Below are 16292 nucleotides of genomic sequence, written 5' to 3'. Positions count from 1 at the left end.
CACCAGCCAGCCCCGCGCTGGCGCCACCTAACGGAACAGCAACGCCGACATGACGAAATTGAACATCAGCACCAGCAACGAGGCATTGACCACTGCACGAGTGGTCGCCACCGAGGTGCCCTCGATGGTCGGCTCAGCATGGAACCCCACGTAGGCCGCCACCAGTGCCGCCGTACCACCGAACACCGCCGACTTGAGCATCGCCACGCCGAAGTCGGCCCAGAAATCCACACTACTGGACAACGCCGACCAAAAGGTACCGCGATCCAGCCCGAGTGCCCCAATCGCCTCGAAGTAGCTGGCGCTGATCGCCAACGAGCAGAAGATGCCGGTCAGCAGCGGTACCGTCAGCACCGCCGCCCAGAAGCGTGGCGCCACCGCCTTGGCCACCGGGTCGATCGCCATCAGCTCCAGCGCCTTGATCTGGTCGGTGGCACGCATCAGGCCCAGTTCGGCGGCAATCGAGCTGCCGGCACGGCCAATGAACAGCAGGGCAGTGAGCACGGGCGCCAGTTCGCGGTAGAGCGACAGGCCGAGCAGGGTGGACAAGGCATCGGAGGCGCCATAGGTGGTCAGGGTGCGGTACCCCTGCAGGGTCAGCACCAGGCCGACGAAGGCACCGCCGACAGCGATGATCGGCAGCGAACGCGCCCCGATCTTGTAGATTTCGCGGACCAACTCGGCCAGCAGATCGCGGGTCGGCAACGAGCCGCGCAGCACGGTCAAGAAGAACAGCCCGGCGCGGCCCAGGGCGCGGATCGAGGCGAGCATGGCCATCAGGCGGCACTCCGCGCACGCTGCGGCGCATCGAACGGGATCGGACCATCCGGGCGACCGTGCAAGAACTGTTGCAGCAACGGATCGGCGCTGGCCTGCAACGCCTGCGGCGTACCAGCGAAGACCACGCCGCCATTGGCGATGGCCACCGCCTGGTCGCAGATCGGCAAAGTCTCGTGGACGTGATGGCTGACAATGATGCTGGTCAAACCGAGCGTGGCATTGAGCCGCTGAATCAGGCTCATGATGACGCCCGAAGCAATCGGGTCCAGCCCGGTCAGCGGTTCGTCGTAGATCATCAACGGCGGGTCCAGTGCCAGCGCCCGGGCCAGCGCCACACGCCGCGCCATGCCGCCGGACAACTCGCGCGGCCATGCCTCGGCGGCGGCGAGCAGGCCCACCGCGTGCAGCTTCAACGCCACCAGGCGTTGCAGGACCGGCTCAGGCAGGCGGGTGTGGGCACGCAGCGGCAGCGCCACGTTCTCGGCCACGGTCAGGTCGGTCAGCAGGCCGTTGCCCTGCAACAGCACACCAATGCTTTTGCGCGTTTCGCGCAGCGCGCGACTGCTGCGCGGCAGGGGTTGGCCGAATACCCGAAGCGTGCCCGCCGCCGGCACCAACTCACCGGTGAGCGCCGCCAGCAGGGTCGACTTGCCACTGCCGGACGGGCCGAGCACGGCGGTGATGCTGCCCTGCGGCACGGTCAGCGACACGTCGCGCAGGATCGCGCGACCACCACGGTCGATCCGCACGCCCGACAACTGCACCAAATTGGATTCGGAAGACGCCATCGCGACCTTTAACGAAAATACAACGTAGGATTGATCCGCTCGGCTGAACTTAACCGAACTAGCTCGTGCAGTATTGTCGCATCGCTCACTTCGGTTTGTGCCCGGCGCAGTGGGCATGTAAATGTGTCAGCAGGGATTGGCTTGGTTGCGGTCGCGATGCCGCCACGTGTCCAGTCGCCCCCGGCGTTGCCGCAACGTATCCGGCACAATGCCGATCGCGCGCTTCGGCCTACACGAAATCCTCTACATGATCCCAAGCGCACTGATCGCCGAGGCCGCCGGGCTGGACGCCATCGGAAGTGGAATCTCCTATTCTCGCGTCCACGAGAATGAAACCAGGACGAGTTGAGTCGTAGAGGCACTCAAGAACTATCCGCAGCGCAATGAGGGTCCGAATGGCGGATGAGGGCTACACCTCATACCTCGCGCAGGGCGGTGGTGATCGGCAGCCGTGCCGCGCGCAGGGCTGGAAACAGGCCGCCGACCAGCCCGATTCCCAGCGCCCACTTCAGCCCGCTCCACAGCAACTCCGGCGAGACCTTGAACTGGAACACCACCTGGCTGAAGTTGCTGCCCAGTGTGGACACGCTGTAGCCGTTGAACACCGCCCAGGCGATCGCGCCACCCAGCACGCCGCCGAGCAGCGCCAGCAGCATTGTCTCCAGCATCACCGCCATCACCACCGGCGTACTGCGGAAGCCAAGCGCACGCATCGTGGCAATCTCCCGTGCACGCGTGGCCACCGCCGCGTACATGGTGTTGAGTGCACCGAACACCGCACCGACCGCCATGATCGCGCCGATCACCGTGCCGAGGATGCCGATCAGCTTGCTCAGCCCGCCGCCCTGCTTGCCGTAGTAGCTGCGTGTGGTGTCGACGTCGAGCTTGAGCCGTGGGTCGGCGGCCATCGCGGCCTTGAACCGGTCGAAGCCGGCCTTGCCCTCGGTGCGCGCGCTGATCGACTGCCAGGCGCTGCGCTGGTAGGTGCTGGCCAGGGTCTGCGCATCGGTCCACAGCTCCGAATCGTGCGCATCGCCGGAGGCGAACACGCCGACCACGGTCCAGGTCTGGTTGCCCAGGCTCAGCGTCCTGCCGACATCCAGCCCGCGGAACTGGTTCTGCGCGCCCTTGCCGACCACGATCTCGCGCAGGCCGGTGCCGAAGCGCCGGCCATCGACGATCTTAACCTTGTCGTGCACCGCCCAGCCCTGCTCGCCGACGCCGCGGAACTGCGCGTTCGCGTCGGTGCCGTCGGACTTGGAAACCAGGTTGACCACCTGCGACAGCTCCGGCGAGATCATCGCGCGACCCTGCACGTCCTTGGCGATGCCGGGCAGCGCGCCGATCAGCGGCACTAGGTCGCGGGTGATGACCGAGTTGGTCTCCGCCTGCGAACCACCGCGCAGCACGATCGCCGTGGTGTCGTCGCCAGTGCTGTTGAGCGTGACTTCAAAACCGCGTCCCATCGCCAACATCGCCACCAGCACGCCGACCACACCGGCGATGCCGACCACGATCACCGAACTCGCGCCCCAGCGCTGCGGAAGGCTGGCGATACCGATGCGCGCGGCAGCCAGCGATAGCCGGCCGCTGCGGGTCAGCAGCAGCCACAGCATTAGCGCCACAGCCACCGCCAGCACGCCAATCCATGGCAGCGCGATCCACACGCCCAGGCCCACCACCAGCAGCAGGATCGACAGCGCGTTGCCCAACCAATGCTTTTTCATGTCGATCTCCTCTCAGCGTCCAGCCAGGGCATCGACGATCTTCAGACGCTTCGCGCGTAGCGCCGGCAGCACGCCAACCACCACGCCGATCACCACGATCAGCCCGGCACCGACCAGCCAGGTTTGCAGTGGCACGTTCGGAGGCAGCATGCCCCTCGACTTGGACGCCAGCCCCGGCAGGATCAGCGCCGCAAGACCCAGTCCGATCGCACCACCGAGCCCGATCAGCAGCACCGATTCGACTATCACCAAGGCCAGCATCGTGCCGTCCTTGAAGCCGAGCGTCTTCAGCGTCGCCAGTTCCGGGATGCGCTCGCGTACCGCCTGGGCCATGGTGTTGCCGGTCAGCAGCAGCAGAGTGAAGAACACCGCGCCCATGATCGAGGTGACGATCATGCCGATGTCGGCGAACTGCTTGACGAAGGCCTGTTGAAATGCCGACTCGGTCTGGCTCTTGGTCTCATGATCGGAGTTGGCCGAGATCGCATCGATCGCCTGCGCCACGCGCGAGGCATGGTCGGGGTTGTCCAGCGTCACCGTGTACCAGCTGACCTTGTTCTTGATGTAGTCGTTGGATTCGTCGAAGTACTTCCAATTCATCATCAGCTGGCGTTCCTCGTTGGCAGCCAGCGTGCGGTCCTTGGAGCGGAAGATGCCGACCAGTTGCAGCGGCCAGTTATTGCTGCCGCCGCGTGGGAAGAGCGTCGCCTGCAGTGGGATGGTGTCGCCGAGCTTCCAGCCGAACTCTTTGGCCAGCGATTCGCCAACGATCGCGCCGGTGCGCGTGGCATGGAACGCCTTCAGCTGTTCCGGAGGAATCTGTAGTTCACGGTAGACGTCAAAGTAGTTCGGAGCCACCGAGGAGTTGGCGAAGAAGTTCTTCGGATCCTTATAGATGCCACCGAACCACATCGCCGAGGTCACATCGCGCACCCCGGCTACCTCGCGGATCTGCGTACCCAGGCGGATCGGCAGCGACTGGGTGATCGACAGGCGCGAGGTCACCACCAGGCGGTTGACGCCTTCGATGCTGCCGCCGGAATTGAACGCCACACGCACCGAATCGAGCATCCCGAACAACAGGAATGCAGCGACCACCGATAGCAGGGTCAGCAGCGTCCGCGTCTTGCTGCGGAACAGCTGCGCCCATACGAGCGAGAAGTATTTCATCGTCGTCTCCGGTTAGTCAGCGACCAGTGCGTCGGCCAGCTCGCCCTTGTCCAGATGCACGGTATGCGAGGCGTACTCGGCGGCCTTGGGATCGTGGGTGACCATGATGATGGTCTTGCCGTGCTCGCGGTTGAGCTGCTGCAGCAGCTTGAGGATCTCCTCGGCGTTGTGGCGGTCGAGGTCACCGGTGGGCTCGTCGCAGATCAGGAAGGTGGGGTCGGAGACGATGGCCCGCGCGATCGCCACGCGCTGCTGCTGGCCGCCGGACAATTCGCTGGGCTTGTGGCTGCGGCGCTCATCGAGGCCGACCAGCGTCAACGCGATTTCGGCATGGCGCCTGCGCTGCGCTGCACCGAGGTTGGTCAGCAGCAGTGGCAGCTCGACGTTCTTCTGCGCGTTGAGCATCGGCATCAGGTTGTAGAACTGGAACACGAAGCCGACATGATGGCTGCGCCAGGTAGCCAACTGACCGCCGCTCATGCGGTCGATGCGCTCGCCTTCGATCTCGATCTCGCCGCCTGACGGCGTGTCGAGTCCACCGATCAGATTCAGCAGTGTGGTCTTGCCCGAACCGGATGGGCCCATCAGCGCGACGAAGTCGCCGCGCTCGATCTCCAGATCGATGCCATGCAGCACCTGCACCTTCTCGGGGCCGCGCTGGTAGGTCTTGGTGACGTTGCGGAGGGTAACGAGGGCAGTCATTGCGTGGGATCCTCTGCGTTTCGATGTGGGGTGAACGAGATCAATGATGGGGGGCTGGTATTGCGATGCGATCGGTATGTCTCCATGTCATGCATGTCGCCAGGCGTGCGGCTATCAACGTCGGCGACTCCACTGTCTTTGCAGGTTCAAGTGCAGCAAGTGTGGTTGTTGCTGTCACTTTGGATTTTCCCGATTCCGGTACGAAGCGGCATTCCCCGGCCAGCGCCACAGACGGGGACTCGGCAGGGCGCTCGACAGCAACAACAGCAACGCCGCTCACGACCTAGAACCAATCCACGCAACATTCAAACGAAGACCACACTTACGCGCGCGGCGCACTCACTCCTGTGCGTCGCTGGACAACGTCACCGCATCTCCATCCTTCAACGCCTGCGGTGGCTCGACGACCACCGTGTCGCCTACGGAGACACCTGATAGCACCTGCTTGTCGCTGCCCATGTCGATGCCGGTCTTCACCTCGCGTAGGGCGACGTGGTTGTCGTTGCCGAGGACGAAAACGCGGCTGGTGCCGTCACGCTGCAGCAGTGACGCAACCGGTACCCGCACGCCCTTCGGCGTGTTCTGCTGCTGCGCCGTGGCCTTTTCCAAGAAGCTCACCCGCACGCCCATGTCCGGCACGATGCGTGCATCCTTGACCTTAAGCGCCACGCGTACCTTGACCGTGGCCTTGCCGCGGTCGGCAGCCGGGATGATCGCGATCACCTCGGCCGGGATGCGCCAGTCTGGATAGGCGTCGAGGATCACTTCGGCCGGCATCTTCGGCTGCACGCGGCCGATGTAGGCCTCGCCGACCTCCACTTCCACTTCCAGCGAATCCATGTCGACAATCGTGCCGATGCCGGTGCGGGTGAAACCGCCGGTGGCCAACGGCGAGACGATCTCGCCCGGCTGCGCGGCCTTGGCAGTGACCACGCCGGCAAACGGCGCGCGGACCACGGTGAAGTCGACGTGGATGTCTGACAGCGACAGCTCGTGCGTGGCGACCGCGACATTGCGCTGGGCCACCTGCAACTGCGCGCGCAGCGCATCGCGCTGCGACACCGCCTGATCGTACTGCGAACGCGATACCAGTTGCTCGCCGACCAGCGACTGCAGCCGCGTCGCATCGGCCTCGGCCACGACCAGCTGCGCCTGCACGTTCTGCACCTGACTGCGCGCCGCCGCGAGTTGCGCGGCACCGACCTCGCGCTGCGCATTGGTCTCGATCGGATCGAGCGTGGCCATCACCTGACCGGCCTCCACGCGCATGCCTTCCTCGATCATCACCTGCAGCACCTTGCCGGTGACCTGCGCCGACACCGTGGCCATGCGTCGCGCCACCACGTAGCCGCTGGCATCAAGGACCGACGACGACGCGTTGCCGGCGCTGATCGCCACCACCGGTGCGGTGCGCACCTGCAGCGGCCGCGCCCGACCCAGCCACCACCACCACGCGGCTAAACCGAGCAGCAGCACGATAACGACGACGAGCGTGGCGATGGCGATCCCCCCTCCGCGCCCCGAGGGCGATTCGCGGGACGGGGCCTTACGGTCGATGCGCAGTTCCTTCAGCAGATCGGCAGAGTTGTTCATTGAGACCTGTTAACGTGATCGTGTCACGCTCTAGGAAGTCATTTAAGTTGGAGGCGAATCCTGCGACGCGACTCTACAGCATCATGATGCGTATCGTCGGGGTAGTGGGGGCAGGTCACCATCACTCAGCCCACGGCCTTGCGTGCCACGGATGACTTGACGCCGCACGTGTACGCCATCACCGGTGTGAGCAGACCAATGGCCCACCGGCGTTACCGCAAGCCATCCGGCACAATAGCGGGAACATGCACGTTACGTCCGCGCCCGATTTCCGACTGTACCCGTCCAACGCGCTGGATACCCTGGCCGCTCTGCTGGCCGAAGCGCTGCGTCAACCCATACCGGAGCAACCGCTGCTGGCACCTGAAGTGGTGTTGATCCCGCAAGTGGCGATGCGGCGCTGGCTGCAGTCCACGCTGGCGGCCACGCATGGGGTCGCGGCGAATCTGCAATTCCTGACTCCCGGCGAGTTCGTCGCACACGCGCTGGAGCGCAATCTCGGCGCCGCAGACGACGACCTGGACATGGCCAGCCTGCACTGGCGTCTGTACGCGACGCTGCGCAGCGACCTGGGCGCCGATCCGGCGCTGGCACCGCTCGCTGCTTACCTGGCCGACAACGATCCTCTCAAACCATGGACCCTGGCCAGCGAGCTGGGCAACGTGTTCGAGAAATACCAGGCTTGGCGCCGCGATTGGCTGCTACGTTGGGAGGCCGGTGCCGATCCGGACGACGTACAGGCGCGACTGTGGCGCCGCATCGCCAGCGGTCGCGCCTACCGCGCGCGGCGCATCGGCCAGTACCTGGACCGCTACGCGCGGCCCGACGGTCCACTGCCGCAGGGCTTGCCACCGCGCCTGTTCGCCTTCGCCGTGCTCAATATCTCCCCAGACGTGCTGCGCGTGCTGGCCACTCAGGCCAGAGTCGGCACGCTGCACTTCTACCTGCCGACGCCAACGCAGGGTTACTGGGGCGACCTGCAAACCCTCTGGCAGCGACGCCGGACGGGCGTGGCGGTGGACCTATTCGCCGAGCAAGTACAGGAAAATCCACTGCTGCAAGCCTGGGGCGCGGCGGGGCGCGACTTCATGGCCCTGATCGGCGACTACGACGTGGTGCATCCGCTCGCCGAGATCGCGGTCTACGCCGATCCGCTCGAATCGGGCCAGCGTCCACTTGCCGACGGTGGCCTCGGCGACAGCCTGCTGCGGCGGATGCAGAGCAACCTGTTCCAGCGCCGCGCACCGACACCACCGGCAACATTGCCGACAGTGAACCAGCACGATCCCAGCCTACAGGTGCACGCCTGCCATACCCGTCTGCGCGAACTGCAGGTGCTGCACGACCAGTTGCGCGCCTTGCTGGACGATGCGCGTTTCGATCCCCCGCTGCAGCCGCGCGAGATCGCGGTACTTTCCCCGAACATCGATCCCTATGTGCCGTACCTAGATGCGGTGTTCGGCGGCCACGGCGGCGGTGACAGCTTGCCCTACACCCTGGCCGACGCCAGCCCACTGGCCAGTGAGCCGTTAGCCGAGGTGTTCCTGGCCTTGCTCGGCCTGCCGATCGCGCGCTTCGGCCTGCACGAAATCCTCGACCTGATCGCCAGCGCACCGATTGCCGAAGCCGCCGGGCTGGACGCCGCCGGACTGGACCGCCTGCGCGACTGGCTGCACGCGGCCGGCGCGCGTTGGGGCCTGGACCCCGCGCACCGACACCAGCACCAGGCACCGGCCGACGATGCCTACACCTGGCGCTTCGCCCTGGATCGGCTGCTGCTCGGCCACGCCAGCGGCGCCGAGGACGACATCGATGGCGTCGCCCCATGGCCGCAACTGGAAGGCAGTGCGCTGACCGCCCTGGATACACTGCTGCGGCTGCTGCGCGTCCTCGACCGCCACCGCGCCGCGCTGGCCGAACCAATGCCACCGACGCAGTGGCGCGAATGCCTGCTCGCCCTGCTCGACGCCTTATTGCCGCAGACGCCATCGGCGCCACGCGCACAGCGCGCACTGGAACGGCTGCGCACGCTGATCGACCAGTTCGCGCGCGACGCCGCTCGCGCCGAGTACGCCGATGCAGTGCCCGCCGAAGTCGTGCGCGCGCATTTTGCCGCCGTCCTGGGCGAATCGGATACCCGCGCACCGTTGCTCACCGGCGGTATCAGCATCGGCCGCATGGTGCCGATGCGATTGCTGCCGTTCCGCGCGATCTGCCTGCTCGGCATGAACGATGGCGATTTCCCGCGCCGCGATCCAGCCGCCGGACTCAACCGGCTCACTACCGAACTGGGGACCGCGCGCCGCCGCCACGGCGACCGCTCCACGCGCGAAGACGACCGCTTCCTGTTCCTGCAACTGTTCGCTTCGGCGCAGGACGTGTTCTATCTGAGCTATCTCGGTGCCGATGCGCGCGATGGCAGCGTCCGTGAACCTTCGCCACTGGTCAGCGAATTGCTGGCCTGCGCCGCGCACTACCACGCCGAGCCGGCGGCGGCCACGGCGCTGGTGGTGCGGCATCCATTACAACCGTTCGCCGCAGCGGCCTTCGGCGCCATCGCTGCGGAGGCGGCCGACCCGCGCCGTTTCAGCTACCTGCAACAATGGCGACCGGCGGTGGACAGCCTGATCGGGCAACGCCAGCCGCTGCCGTCGTGGATCCCCGAGACACTGCCCGTCGTGGCCGATGACGCACCGCCGACAGCGCTGTCCATCGACGAACTGCGGCGTTTGCTGATCGATCCCGCCGAGCAGTTCCTGCGCCAACGCCTGGGCCTGCGCCTGCCCGATCCAGCGCAGGCCGACGGCGACCTGGAACCGCTGGTGGCGCCCAGCCGCGGGCTGGACAAATATGTTTTGCAGCAACAGGTGTTCGAGGCGGTACTGCGCGAAGCAACCGACGGCTTGTACGAACGCCTGCGTGCCCGCGCGCTGTTGCCCTCCGGCCCACTGGGGCGGCGTCAGCTCGATCATTGCCTGCGCCAGTTGCGCCCCTATGCGGACGCGTTTTCACACTGGTGCGGCGCGACACCGCCACTGCCAGCGCAGCGCCTGCACGTCCACATCGACGGCACCGAACTGCATGGCCGTCTCTCGGACTGGTACCCGTCGGGAGTCGGGCGGGTCAAGATCGGCGCATTGAGCGGGCGCAGTGCGATCCGCCATGGCCTGGAGTGGCTGCTACTGCGTGCCGCTGGCGAACACACGCCATTCGTGCGCTTCTTCGAGCACGAGGACGGCCTCGGCCCACATCCGCTGGATCCAGAGCCGCTATCAGCAACCCAGGCGCAACAGGCGCTGGCCGACTTGCTGCGACTGTATCGCCAAGGCCAGCAGACACCGCTGGCGTTCGCGCCTTACAGCAGTTGGGCGTATTACCAGGCCGCACGCGGCGGCGATCTGGATAAGGCGATCAAGAACGCCGCCGCGCAATGGCAAGCCGGCTTCGGCTGGAGCGAGGCCAATAGCCCGCAACTGCGTCTGGTCGGTCGTGGTCGCGATCCGTTCGCCGACCCACAACGCTTCGCCGTCTTCGCCGACACCAGCCAGCGTGTCTTCGGTCTGCTCGAACGCGGCGATCCCGGCCAGGCACTCGACCCCAAGGATCTGCTCGAAAGTTGGCAGCGTTGGCACGGCGCGCAGGAGGATGCCGAATGAGCACCGCCTCCGATCGCGATCCTTATCTGCATCTGCCACTGCACGGCGTGCGCCTGATCGAGGCCAGCGCCGGCACCGGCAAGACCTTCACCCTGGCCACGCTGTTCACCCGCTTGGTGGTCGAACGCGGCCTGCGCCTGGGCCAGATCCTCGCCGTCACCTTCACCGAAGCGGCCACGCAGGAACTGCGCCGGCGCATCCGCGAGCGCCTGACCCTCGCCGCCACATTGGTGCAGGAAACCGAGGCGGCGGCGCGGCAGATGCCAGCATCCACAGAATCGCCCGACGTGCGCCTCACCCGGCAATTGCTCCAGGCGCACCTGGCCACCACCCAGGAAACGCCTGCCGCGCTCCGTCGCCGCCTGCAGCAGGCAGCGGAGGACATCGACCTGGCGGCGATCTTCACTATCCACGGCTTCTGCGCGCGGGCGCTGCGCGAGCATGCACTGGAGAGCGGCCAGGCCTTCGCTGCGCCGCAGTTGCTGACCGACGAGCGCGAACTCCTGCGCGATGTCGCCGCCGACCTGTGGCGCGCGCATGCCGTCGATGCCAGCGTCGCCGAGGATCTGGAAGCACTCTGGAAAGGTGGCCCGCACGATCTCGCCGCCGATCTGCGCACGCTGATCCATATCCCGATGTTGTTGCCATTGCCATCTGCGCAGATATCGCAAGATCCATCGGCAGCGCGCGCGCAGGCGGCACAGGCGCTGATCGCCGCGATGCACACGCATGCCGACGACGCCTACGCCGCGATCATCGCGGCGTTCGACGATAAAGTTTTCAACGGTCAATTGGTCAAACGGCCGAGCTTCGACAAGGCCTTCGAGCAGTTGTGGCAGGGCAGGGCAGACGCGCATTGGACACTGGATGCCCCAGGCAGTCATCTCGACAAACTACTACCCGCGCGCTTGAGCACGTTCTGTCGGGAAGACGCGCGTGATCGCGTCCCGCGTTCGCCACTGTTCGATGCGTTCGAGGCATGGCAACAGGCCGACGCACAGGTGCGGCAATGGCAAACCGAGCGTCGCATCCGATTACTGCACACCCTGCGCGAGGCCGCCATCGCACGCATCGCGGCAATCAAGCAGCAGCGGCGCGTGCAGACCTACGACGATCTCATCGATGGTCTCGCGCGGGCGCTCGGCGGTCCACACGCAGAAAGGTTGGCGCGCAGTCTGCGCGCGCAGTATTCCATCGCGTTGGTGGACGAATTTCAGGATACCGACGCACGTCAATGGGCGATCTTTTCCACGCTCTTCGGTGTCAGCGACCTTGCACAAACCATTGGCCTTGAACCGGCGTTGTTTCTGATCGGCGATCCCAAACAGGCCATCTATGGCTTTCGTGGCGGCGACGTGCACACGTATCTGTCCGCGGTCGCGTGCGCCGAACAGGCACCGCCGCTGGATCACAACTTCCGCTCGCGCCCAGCGCTGCTGGCGGCAATCGACGCGCTCTACGAGCAAGCAGGTTACACGCAGGCATTCTTGATCGATGGCATCGACTTTCACCCCGTGCAGTCCGGTGGACGACGTGCCGACACTGACCTGCAACGCGATGGTCGTTGCGCGCCGGCACTCACCCTCTGGCGTGCACCGGATCCGCCTTTGTCCGACAAAGGCAAACCCAATCCTTGGAATGCAGGCCGTGCGCGCGAGCTGTGCACCGCAGCCTGTGTTGCCGCGATTGGCGATTGGCTCGGTGCCGGTCGTGCCGGCACCGCGCTGGTGGATGGCCGTGCGGTGCTGCCCGGCGACATCGCCGTGCTGGTCCGCAACCACAGCGATGCCACCCGCATCCAGCAGGCGCTCGCAGCGGTGGGCATTCCCGCCGTCGCGGCCGGAAAACAGAGCCTGTTTGCGACCGAAGAAGCATTGGAGCTGATGACACTGCTGCACAGCCTGCTCGATCCAGGTGACGATAGCCGCCTGCGCGCCGCACTCGCCACGGTGCTGATCGGCGAGGACGCGGCGGCGATTGCCGCGCTCGATCACGACGGCGAACGGCATCGCCATTGGCAACAGCACGCGTTGGACTGGCGCGAACGCTGGCAACGCGGTGGCCCGCTGGCGCTGATCGAGCATCTCGGCTCCGTCCACGGGCAGCGCGTGTTGGCTTTGATCGACGGCGAGCGTCGGCTGACCAACTACCTGCAACTGGCCGAACTGCTGCAAGAAGCGCACACCCATGCGCTCGGTCCACACGGCTTGGTCGACTGGCTCGCGCGCCGCATCGCCACGTCCAACGCCAATGACGACACCCAACTGCTGCGACTGGAATCGGATGCGCGGCGTGTGCAAATCATCACCCTGCACAAATCCAAGGGACTGGAATATCCGCTGGTATTTCTGCCTTACGTGGGCATCGGCCAGAAGCCCATGACGCAGAAACCAGGCGAGCGCGTCATCGTGCATCGTGATGGCAAGCGCTGCCTGCATTGGCCGTTACACCTCGACGCAGTGGAATGGGAAGCCAGCAAACACGCATGGGAACATGCGCGGCGTGCCGAAGACGCGCGCCTGCTTTACGTCGGCCTGACCCGTGCCGAACATGCTCTGTGGATCGCCACTGGCCCGTTCTTCCGGCACGAGGCAACCGCGCTGGCACCGATGCTCCGCGACATGGACGCGCTGCAATCGCGCCTCGGTACCGAGATCCTCGTGCGTGATACCCATCTGCCGCCGACGCATCCACCGCGCCTGCCACCGACCGAGGCACTGCACGTGCCGCCGGCACGCACGCCCACACGCAAGCTACTGACGGAATGGTGGGTCTATAGCTTCACCCAATTGGCCAATGCCGACGCCGGCAGCGACCCGATGGCCAGCGCCACTATCGCCAGCAGCGGCGGTCGCGACGAACCAATCGCCGCCGACACGGTCAGCACCACCATGGAGGTGGAGATCGTCGACCGACGCTTCATCGGCAATCGCTTCGGCGTCGCCATGCACGAGGTGTTCGAACGCTGCGATTTCGCTGCCTGGCGCGATTGGCGGCCAGGGCAGCCGGCCCCGCTTGGGCAGGAAAGCGCCATCCTCCAAGCGCTGCAACGCGGTGGCTATGCCGAGGACGAATGGGGCGACGGTACCGCCGTGCTCGCGAGCCTGGTCGGCCATACGCTCACCGTGCCGCTGCCCGAAGGTATCTGCCTGGCCGCATTGCCACAGACCCAGCGACGCAACGAAATGGAATTCCACTTCGCCATGCGTCCGACCCGGGTCGATGCGCTGCTGACGCTGCTGCATCGCTTCGGCGTGGCTGGCGAGCGCCAGGCGTTCGGCGCACGGCAGCGGCTGGAAGGGCTGATGACCGGCTTGATCGACCTCACCTACCACCATGCTGGGCGCTGGTACGTGCTCGACTACAAATCCAACCGCCTGCCAAGTTACGACCCCGACGCGATGGCGACGGCGATGGCGCACAGCGAATACACCCTGCAAGCACTGATCTACACCGTGGCACTGCACCGCTGGCTGCGTTTCCGCCTCGGCAGCGGCTACGCCTATGCGCGCGATTTCGGCGGCGTGCGCTACCTGTTCTGTCGTGGCCTGGACGCCGCGCGCGATCCATCGCCAGGCGTACATGCCTGGCGCTTCGAGCCGGCGCTGGTGGAAGGCGTGGACGCGTTGTTCGCCGGCAACACTGCCGTGGAAAGCGAACCATGACCCTGTTCGACGCCCTGCAACGTGCCGGCGCACTGCGTAGCCTCGACCTGGCCTTCGCGCAGAGCTTGCAGCGGCTGGAGCCGACCACCGCGCCAGCGGTGCTGGCCGCTGCCGCGCTGGCTTCGTTGGCCGTGGCCAGCGGTCATGCCGGATTGGATCCGGCCCACGCCAGCGCATTGCTCGACCATCACGACGGCACTGCGCCACCGCTGCCCACGGCGGACGACTGGATGCGCGCATTGACTGCCTCGCGCTGGGTCGCCCAGCCTATGCCCGAGGACGCCGCCGCCGCCGATTGCCCACTGGTGCTGGAACGCGGCCTGCTGTATCTGCGCCGCTATCGCGAATACGAACGACGCCTGGCCCTGGGCTTGCGCCGCCTCGCCGCGCAACCGCCGCCACCGGGCGACTTGGCGGCACTGGCACCACTGTTCGCGCAGTTGTTTCCCGAAACGAGCGCGCAAGCAAACGGGAATGACGCCTCTGCCGACCGCCAGGCCCAGGCTGCCGCGCTCGCCCTGCGCCGCGCATTACTGCTGGTCACCGGCGGCCCCGGGACCGGCAAGACCACCACCATCGCCCGTCTGCTGCTGCTGCGCATCGCACAGTCACACAGCATGGGCTTGGCCGTGCCCCGCATCGCCCTGGCCGCACCCACTGGCCGCGCCGCCGAGCGCATGGCCGAGAGCCTGCGCAACGCCGTGGCCCGCGTGTGCGCCGATGGCATCGATCCGGCCCTGGCTGACGCGTTGCCGGCCAGCGCTCGCACCTTGCATCGCCTGCTCGGGGTCATCCCCGAATCGCCGCGTTTCCGGCATAACGCGGACAACCCGCTGCCGTTCGAGGTGATTGTGGTGGACGAAGCCTCGATGGTCGATCTGCCGCTGATGTGCAAGCTGGTCGAGGCTGTCGCCGATGGTACGCAACTGATCCTGCTCGGCGACGCCGACCAGTTGCCCTCGGTGGAAGCCGGCGACGTCCTCGCCGCCATCCTGCAGGCCGCCGGCCCAGGCGATGCCTTGCAGCCCGCCGACGCGCACGCGTTGCAGCCGTTGCTTGGCCACAATCCGGTCGCCGTGCAGCGTGGCGGATTGGTCGGACATCGTGTGCACTTGCGACGTGGCTACCGTCAGGCGCAGGACTTTACTCTGGCCCCCCTGGCCGAGGCCGTGCGCACTGGCGACGCTGACACCACCATGCACCTGCTACGCGAAGGCGCGTTGGCCGGCGTGCATTTCCACGACAGTCTCGATGATCCGCTCATCGCTGGCGGCGACGCCTTGCTCGCGCACTGGCGTGCGTTGGGTGAGGCCGACGACCCCGCCGAGGCGCTGCGCGCCGCTGCGCGCCTGCGCCTGCTCACTGCCGTGCGCGCCGGCCCGCAGGGCACCCACGCGCTCAACGCACGCATCGAACAGCGGCTTGCCGACACGAGCGCCGGTCACCGCCGCATCGCCACCGCATCGCCCTGGTTCCATGGCCGTTTGCTGCTGATCGTGGAGAACAGCTACCGCCACGGCCTGTTCAACGGCGACGTCGGGATTTGCCTGCACGACGCACAAGGCACGCTGGTGGCCTGGTTCGACGGCACCGGCGATGGTCAGGTGCGTGGCTTCCACCCCGCCGCCTTGCCCGCGCACGAGAGCGCCTTCGCCATGACCGTGCACAAGGCCCAGGGCAGCGAGTTCGACACCGTGTGGCTGCAACTGCCCAGCCGCGACGCGCGCGTGCTCAGCCGCGAGCTGGTCTATACCGGCCTTACCCGCGCCCGTCGCGCACTGCACATCGCCGCCAGCGAACCACTACTGCGCACCGCACTGGCACGGCATGCCGTACGCATTTCGGGATTGGCATGGCGGTTGGGCGGGAAACCATTACTACCACCGCATCCCGTGTCCCCGCCTGTCGCGATGGGCGGGCCGATGCAGGGTGCGCTGTTCTGAGCGGGTTGAGCGCTCCCAAGGATGGACACGCGCATACGTTCTGTCTCCTGTCCTGTATTCTGGCAGGTCGCGACGGTGCGATGCTTTTTAGAATCGGCGCATTCATTCCATGATGCATATTGTGTGAATTATGTCGCAATTGTGTTCGCATCCTTTACTTCACAGTAGACACGATACCAAGCTTGCCATTATTAATGCGCGGTGCATTGGATGGGCGCTGTGTCACTAGCAATTGCCAAGCACGTTGCATACCCTGTTAGATTCAAGA

9 protein-coding genes are annotated in these 16292 nt (G+C 66.1%); 3 read left to right on the top strand and 6 right to left on the bottom strand.

What is annotated here, in order from left to right; all coding sequences use genetic code 11:
* Positions 1-27: 27 nt before the first annotated feature.
* From XALGPE39_RS00225 to XALGPE39_RS00200, 6 genes are all read right to left on the bottom strand, one after another.
* On the bottom strand, positions 28-777 hold the full coding sequence (locus tag XALGPE39_RS00225) for an MlaE family lipid ABC transporter permease subunit (RefSeq protein WP_045726506.1): 750 nt from the start codon (positions 775-777) through the stop codon (positions 28-30).
* Positions 777-1568, bottom strand: coding sequence for an ATP-binding cassette domain-containing protein (locus XALGPE39_RS00220; RefSeq protein ID WP_045726505.1), 792 nt, complete (start codon positions 1566-1568; stop codon positions 777-779). The genes XALGPE39_RS00225 and XALGPE39_RS00220 overlap by 1 nt, the downstream gene beginning before the upstream one ends.
* A gap of 416 nt (positions 1569-1984) precedes the next feature.
* Positions 1985-3295, bottom strand: coding sequence for an ABC transporter permease (locus XALGPE39_RS00215; RefSeq protein ID WP_045726504.1), 1311 nt, complete (start codon positions 3293-3295; stop codon positions 1985-1987).
* Between the two features lie 12 nt (positions 3296-3307).
* Positions 3308-4465, bottom strand: a complete 1158-nt coding sequence (locus XALGPE39_RS00210) for an FtsX-like permease family protein (protein WP_045726503.1) — start codon at positions 4463-4465, stop codon at positions 3308-3310.
* A gap of 12 nt (positions 4466-4477) precedes the next feature.
* Positions 4478-5167 carry an ABC transporter ATP-binding protein gene (locus XALGPE39_RS00205; protein ID WP_045726502.1) on the bottom strand — a complete coding sequence of 230 codons (690 nt, stop codon included), beginning with the start codon at positions 5165-5167 and terminating at the stop codon, positions 4478-4480.
* Between the two features lie 339 nt (positions 5168-5506).
* A complete protein-coding gene (locus XALGPE39_RS00200) occupies positions 5507-6760 on the bottom strand; it encodes an efflux RND transporter periplasmic adaptor subunit (protein WP_045726501.1) in 1254 nt (417 codons plus the stop codon).
* A 245-nt stretch (positions 6761-7005) separates the two neighbouring features.
* Here XALGPE39_RS00200 and recC point away from each other — a divergent pair, with 245 nt between their 5' ends.
* The 3 genes from recC to recD are packed head-to-tail and all read left to right on the top strand — an operon-like array spanning position 7006 to position 16024.
* Positions 7006-10416, top strand: coding sequence for an exodeoxyribonuclease V subunit gamma (recC, locus tag XALGPE39_RS00195; RefSeq protein WP_045726500.1), 3411 nt, complete (start codon positions 7006-7008; stop codon positions 10414-10416).
* Entirely contained in the window at positions 10413-14081 is a 3669-nt protein-coding gene (gene recB / locus XALGPE39_RS00190; protein WP_045726499.1) for an exodeoxyribonuclease V subunit beta, read from the top strand. The genes recC and recB overlap by 4 nt, the downstream gene beginning before the upstream one ends.
* Entirely contained in the window at positions 14078-16024 is a 1947-nt protein-coding gene (recD, locus tag XALGPE39_RS00185) for an exodeoxyribonuclease V subunit alpha (protein ID WP_045726498.1), read from the top strand. Before recB ends, recD begins: the two co-directional genes overlap by 4 nt.
* Positions 16025-16292: the final 268 nt, after the last annotated feature.

Source organism: Xanthomonas sp. GPE 39 (genome assembly GCF_000963005.1).
Classification (GTDB): domain Bacteria; phylum Pseudomonadota; class Gammaproteobacteria; order Xanthomonadales; family Xanthomonadaceae; genus Xanthomonas_A.
Note: the sequence above shows the minus strand (reverse complement) of the source record. Positions and strands in the feature narration are given on the sequence as shown.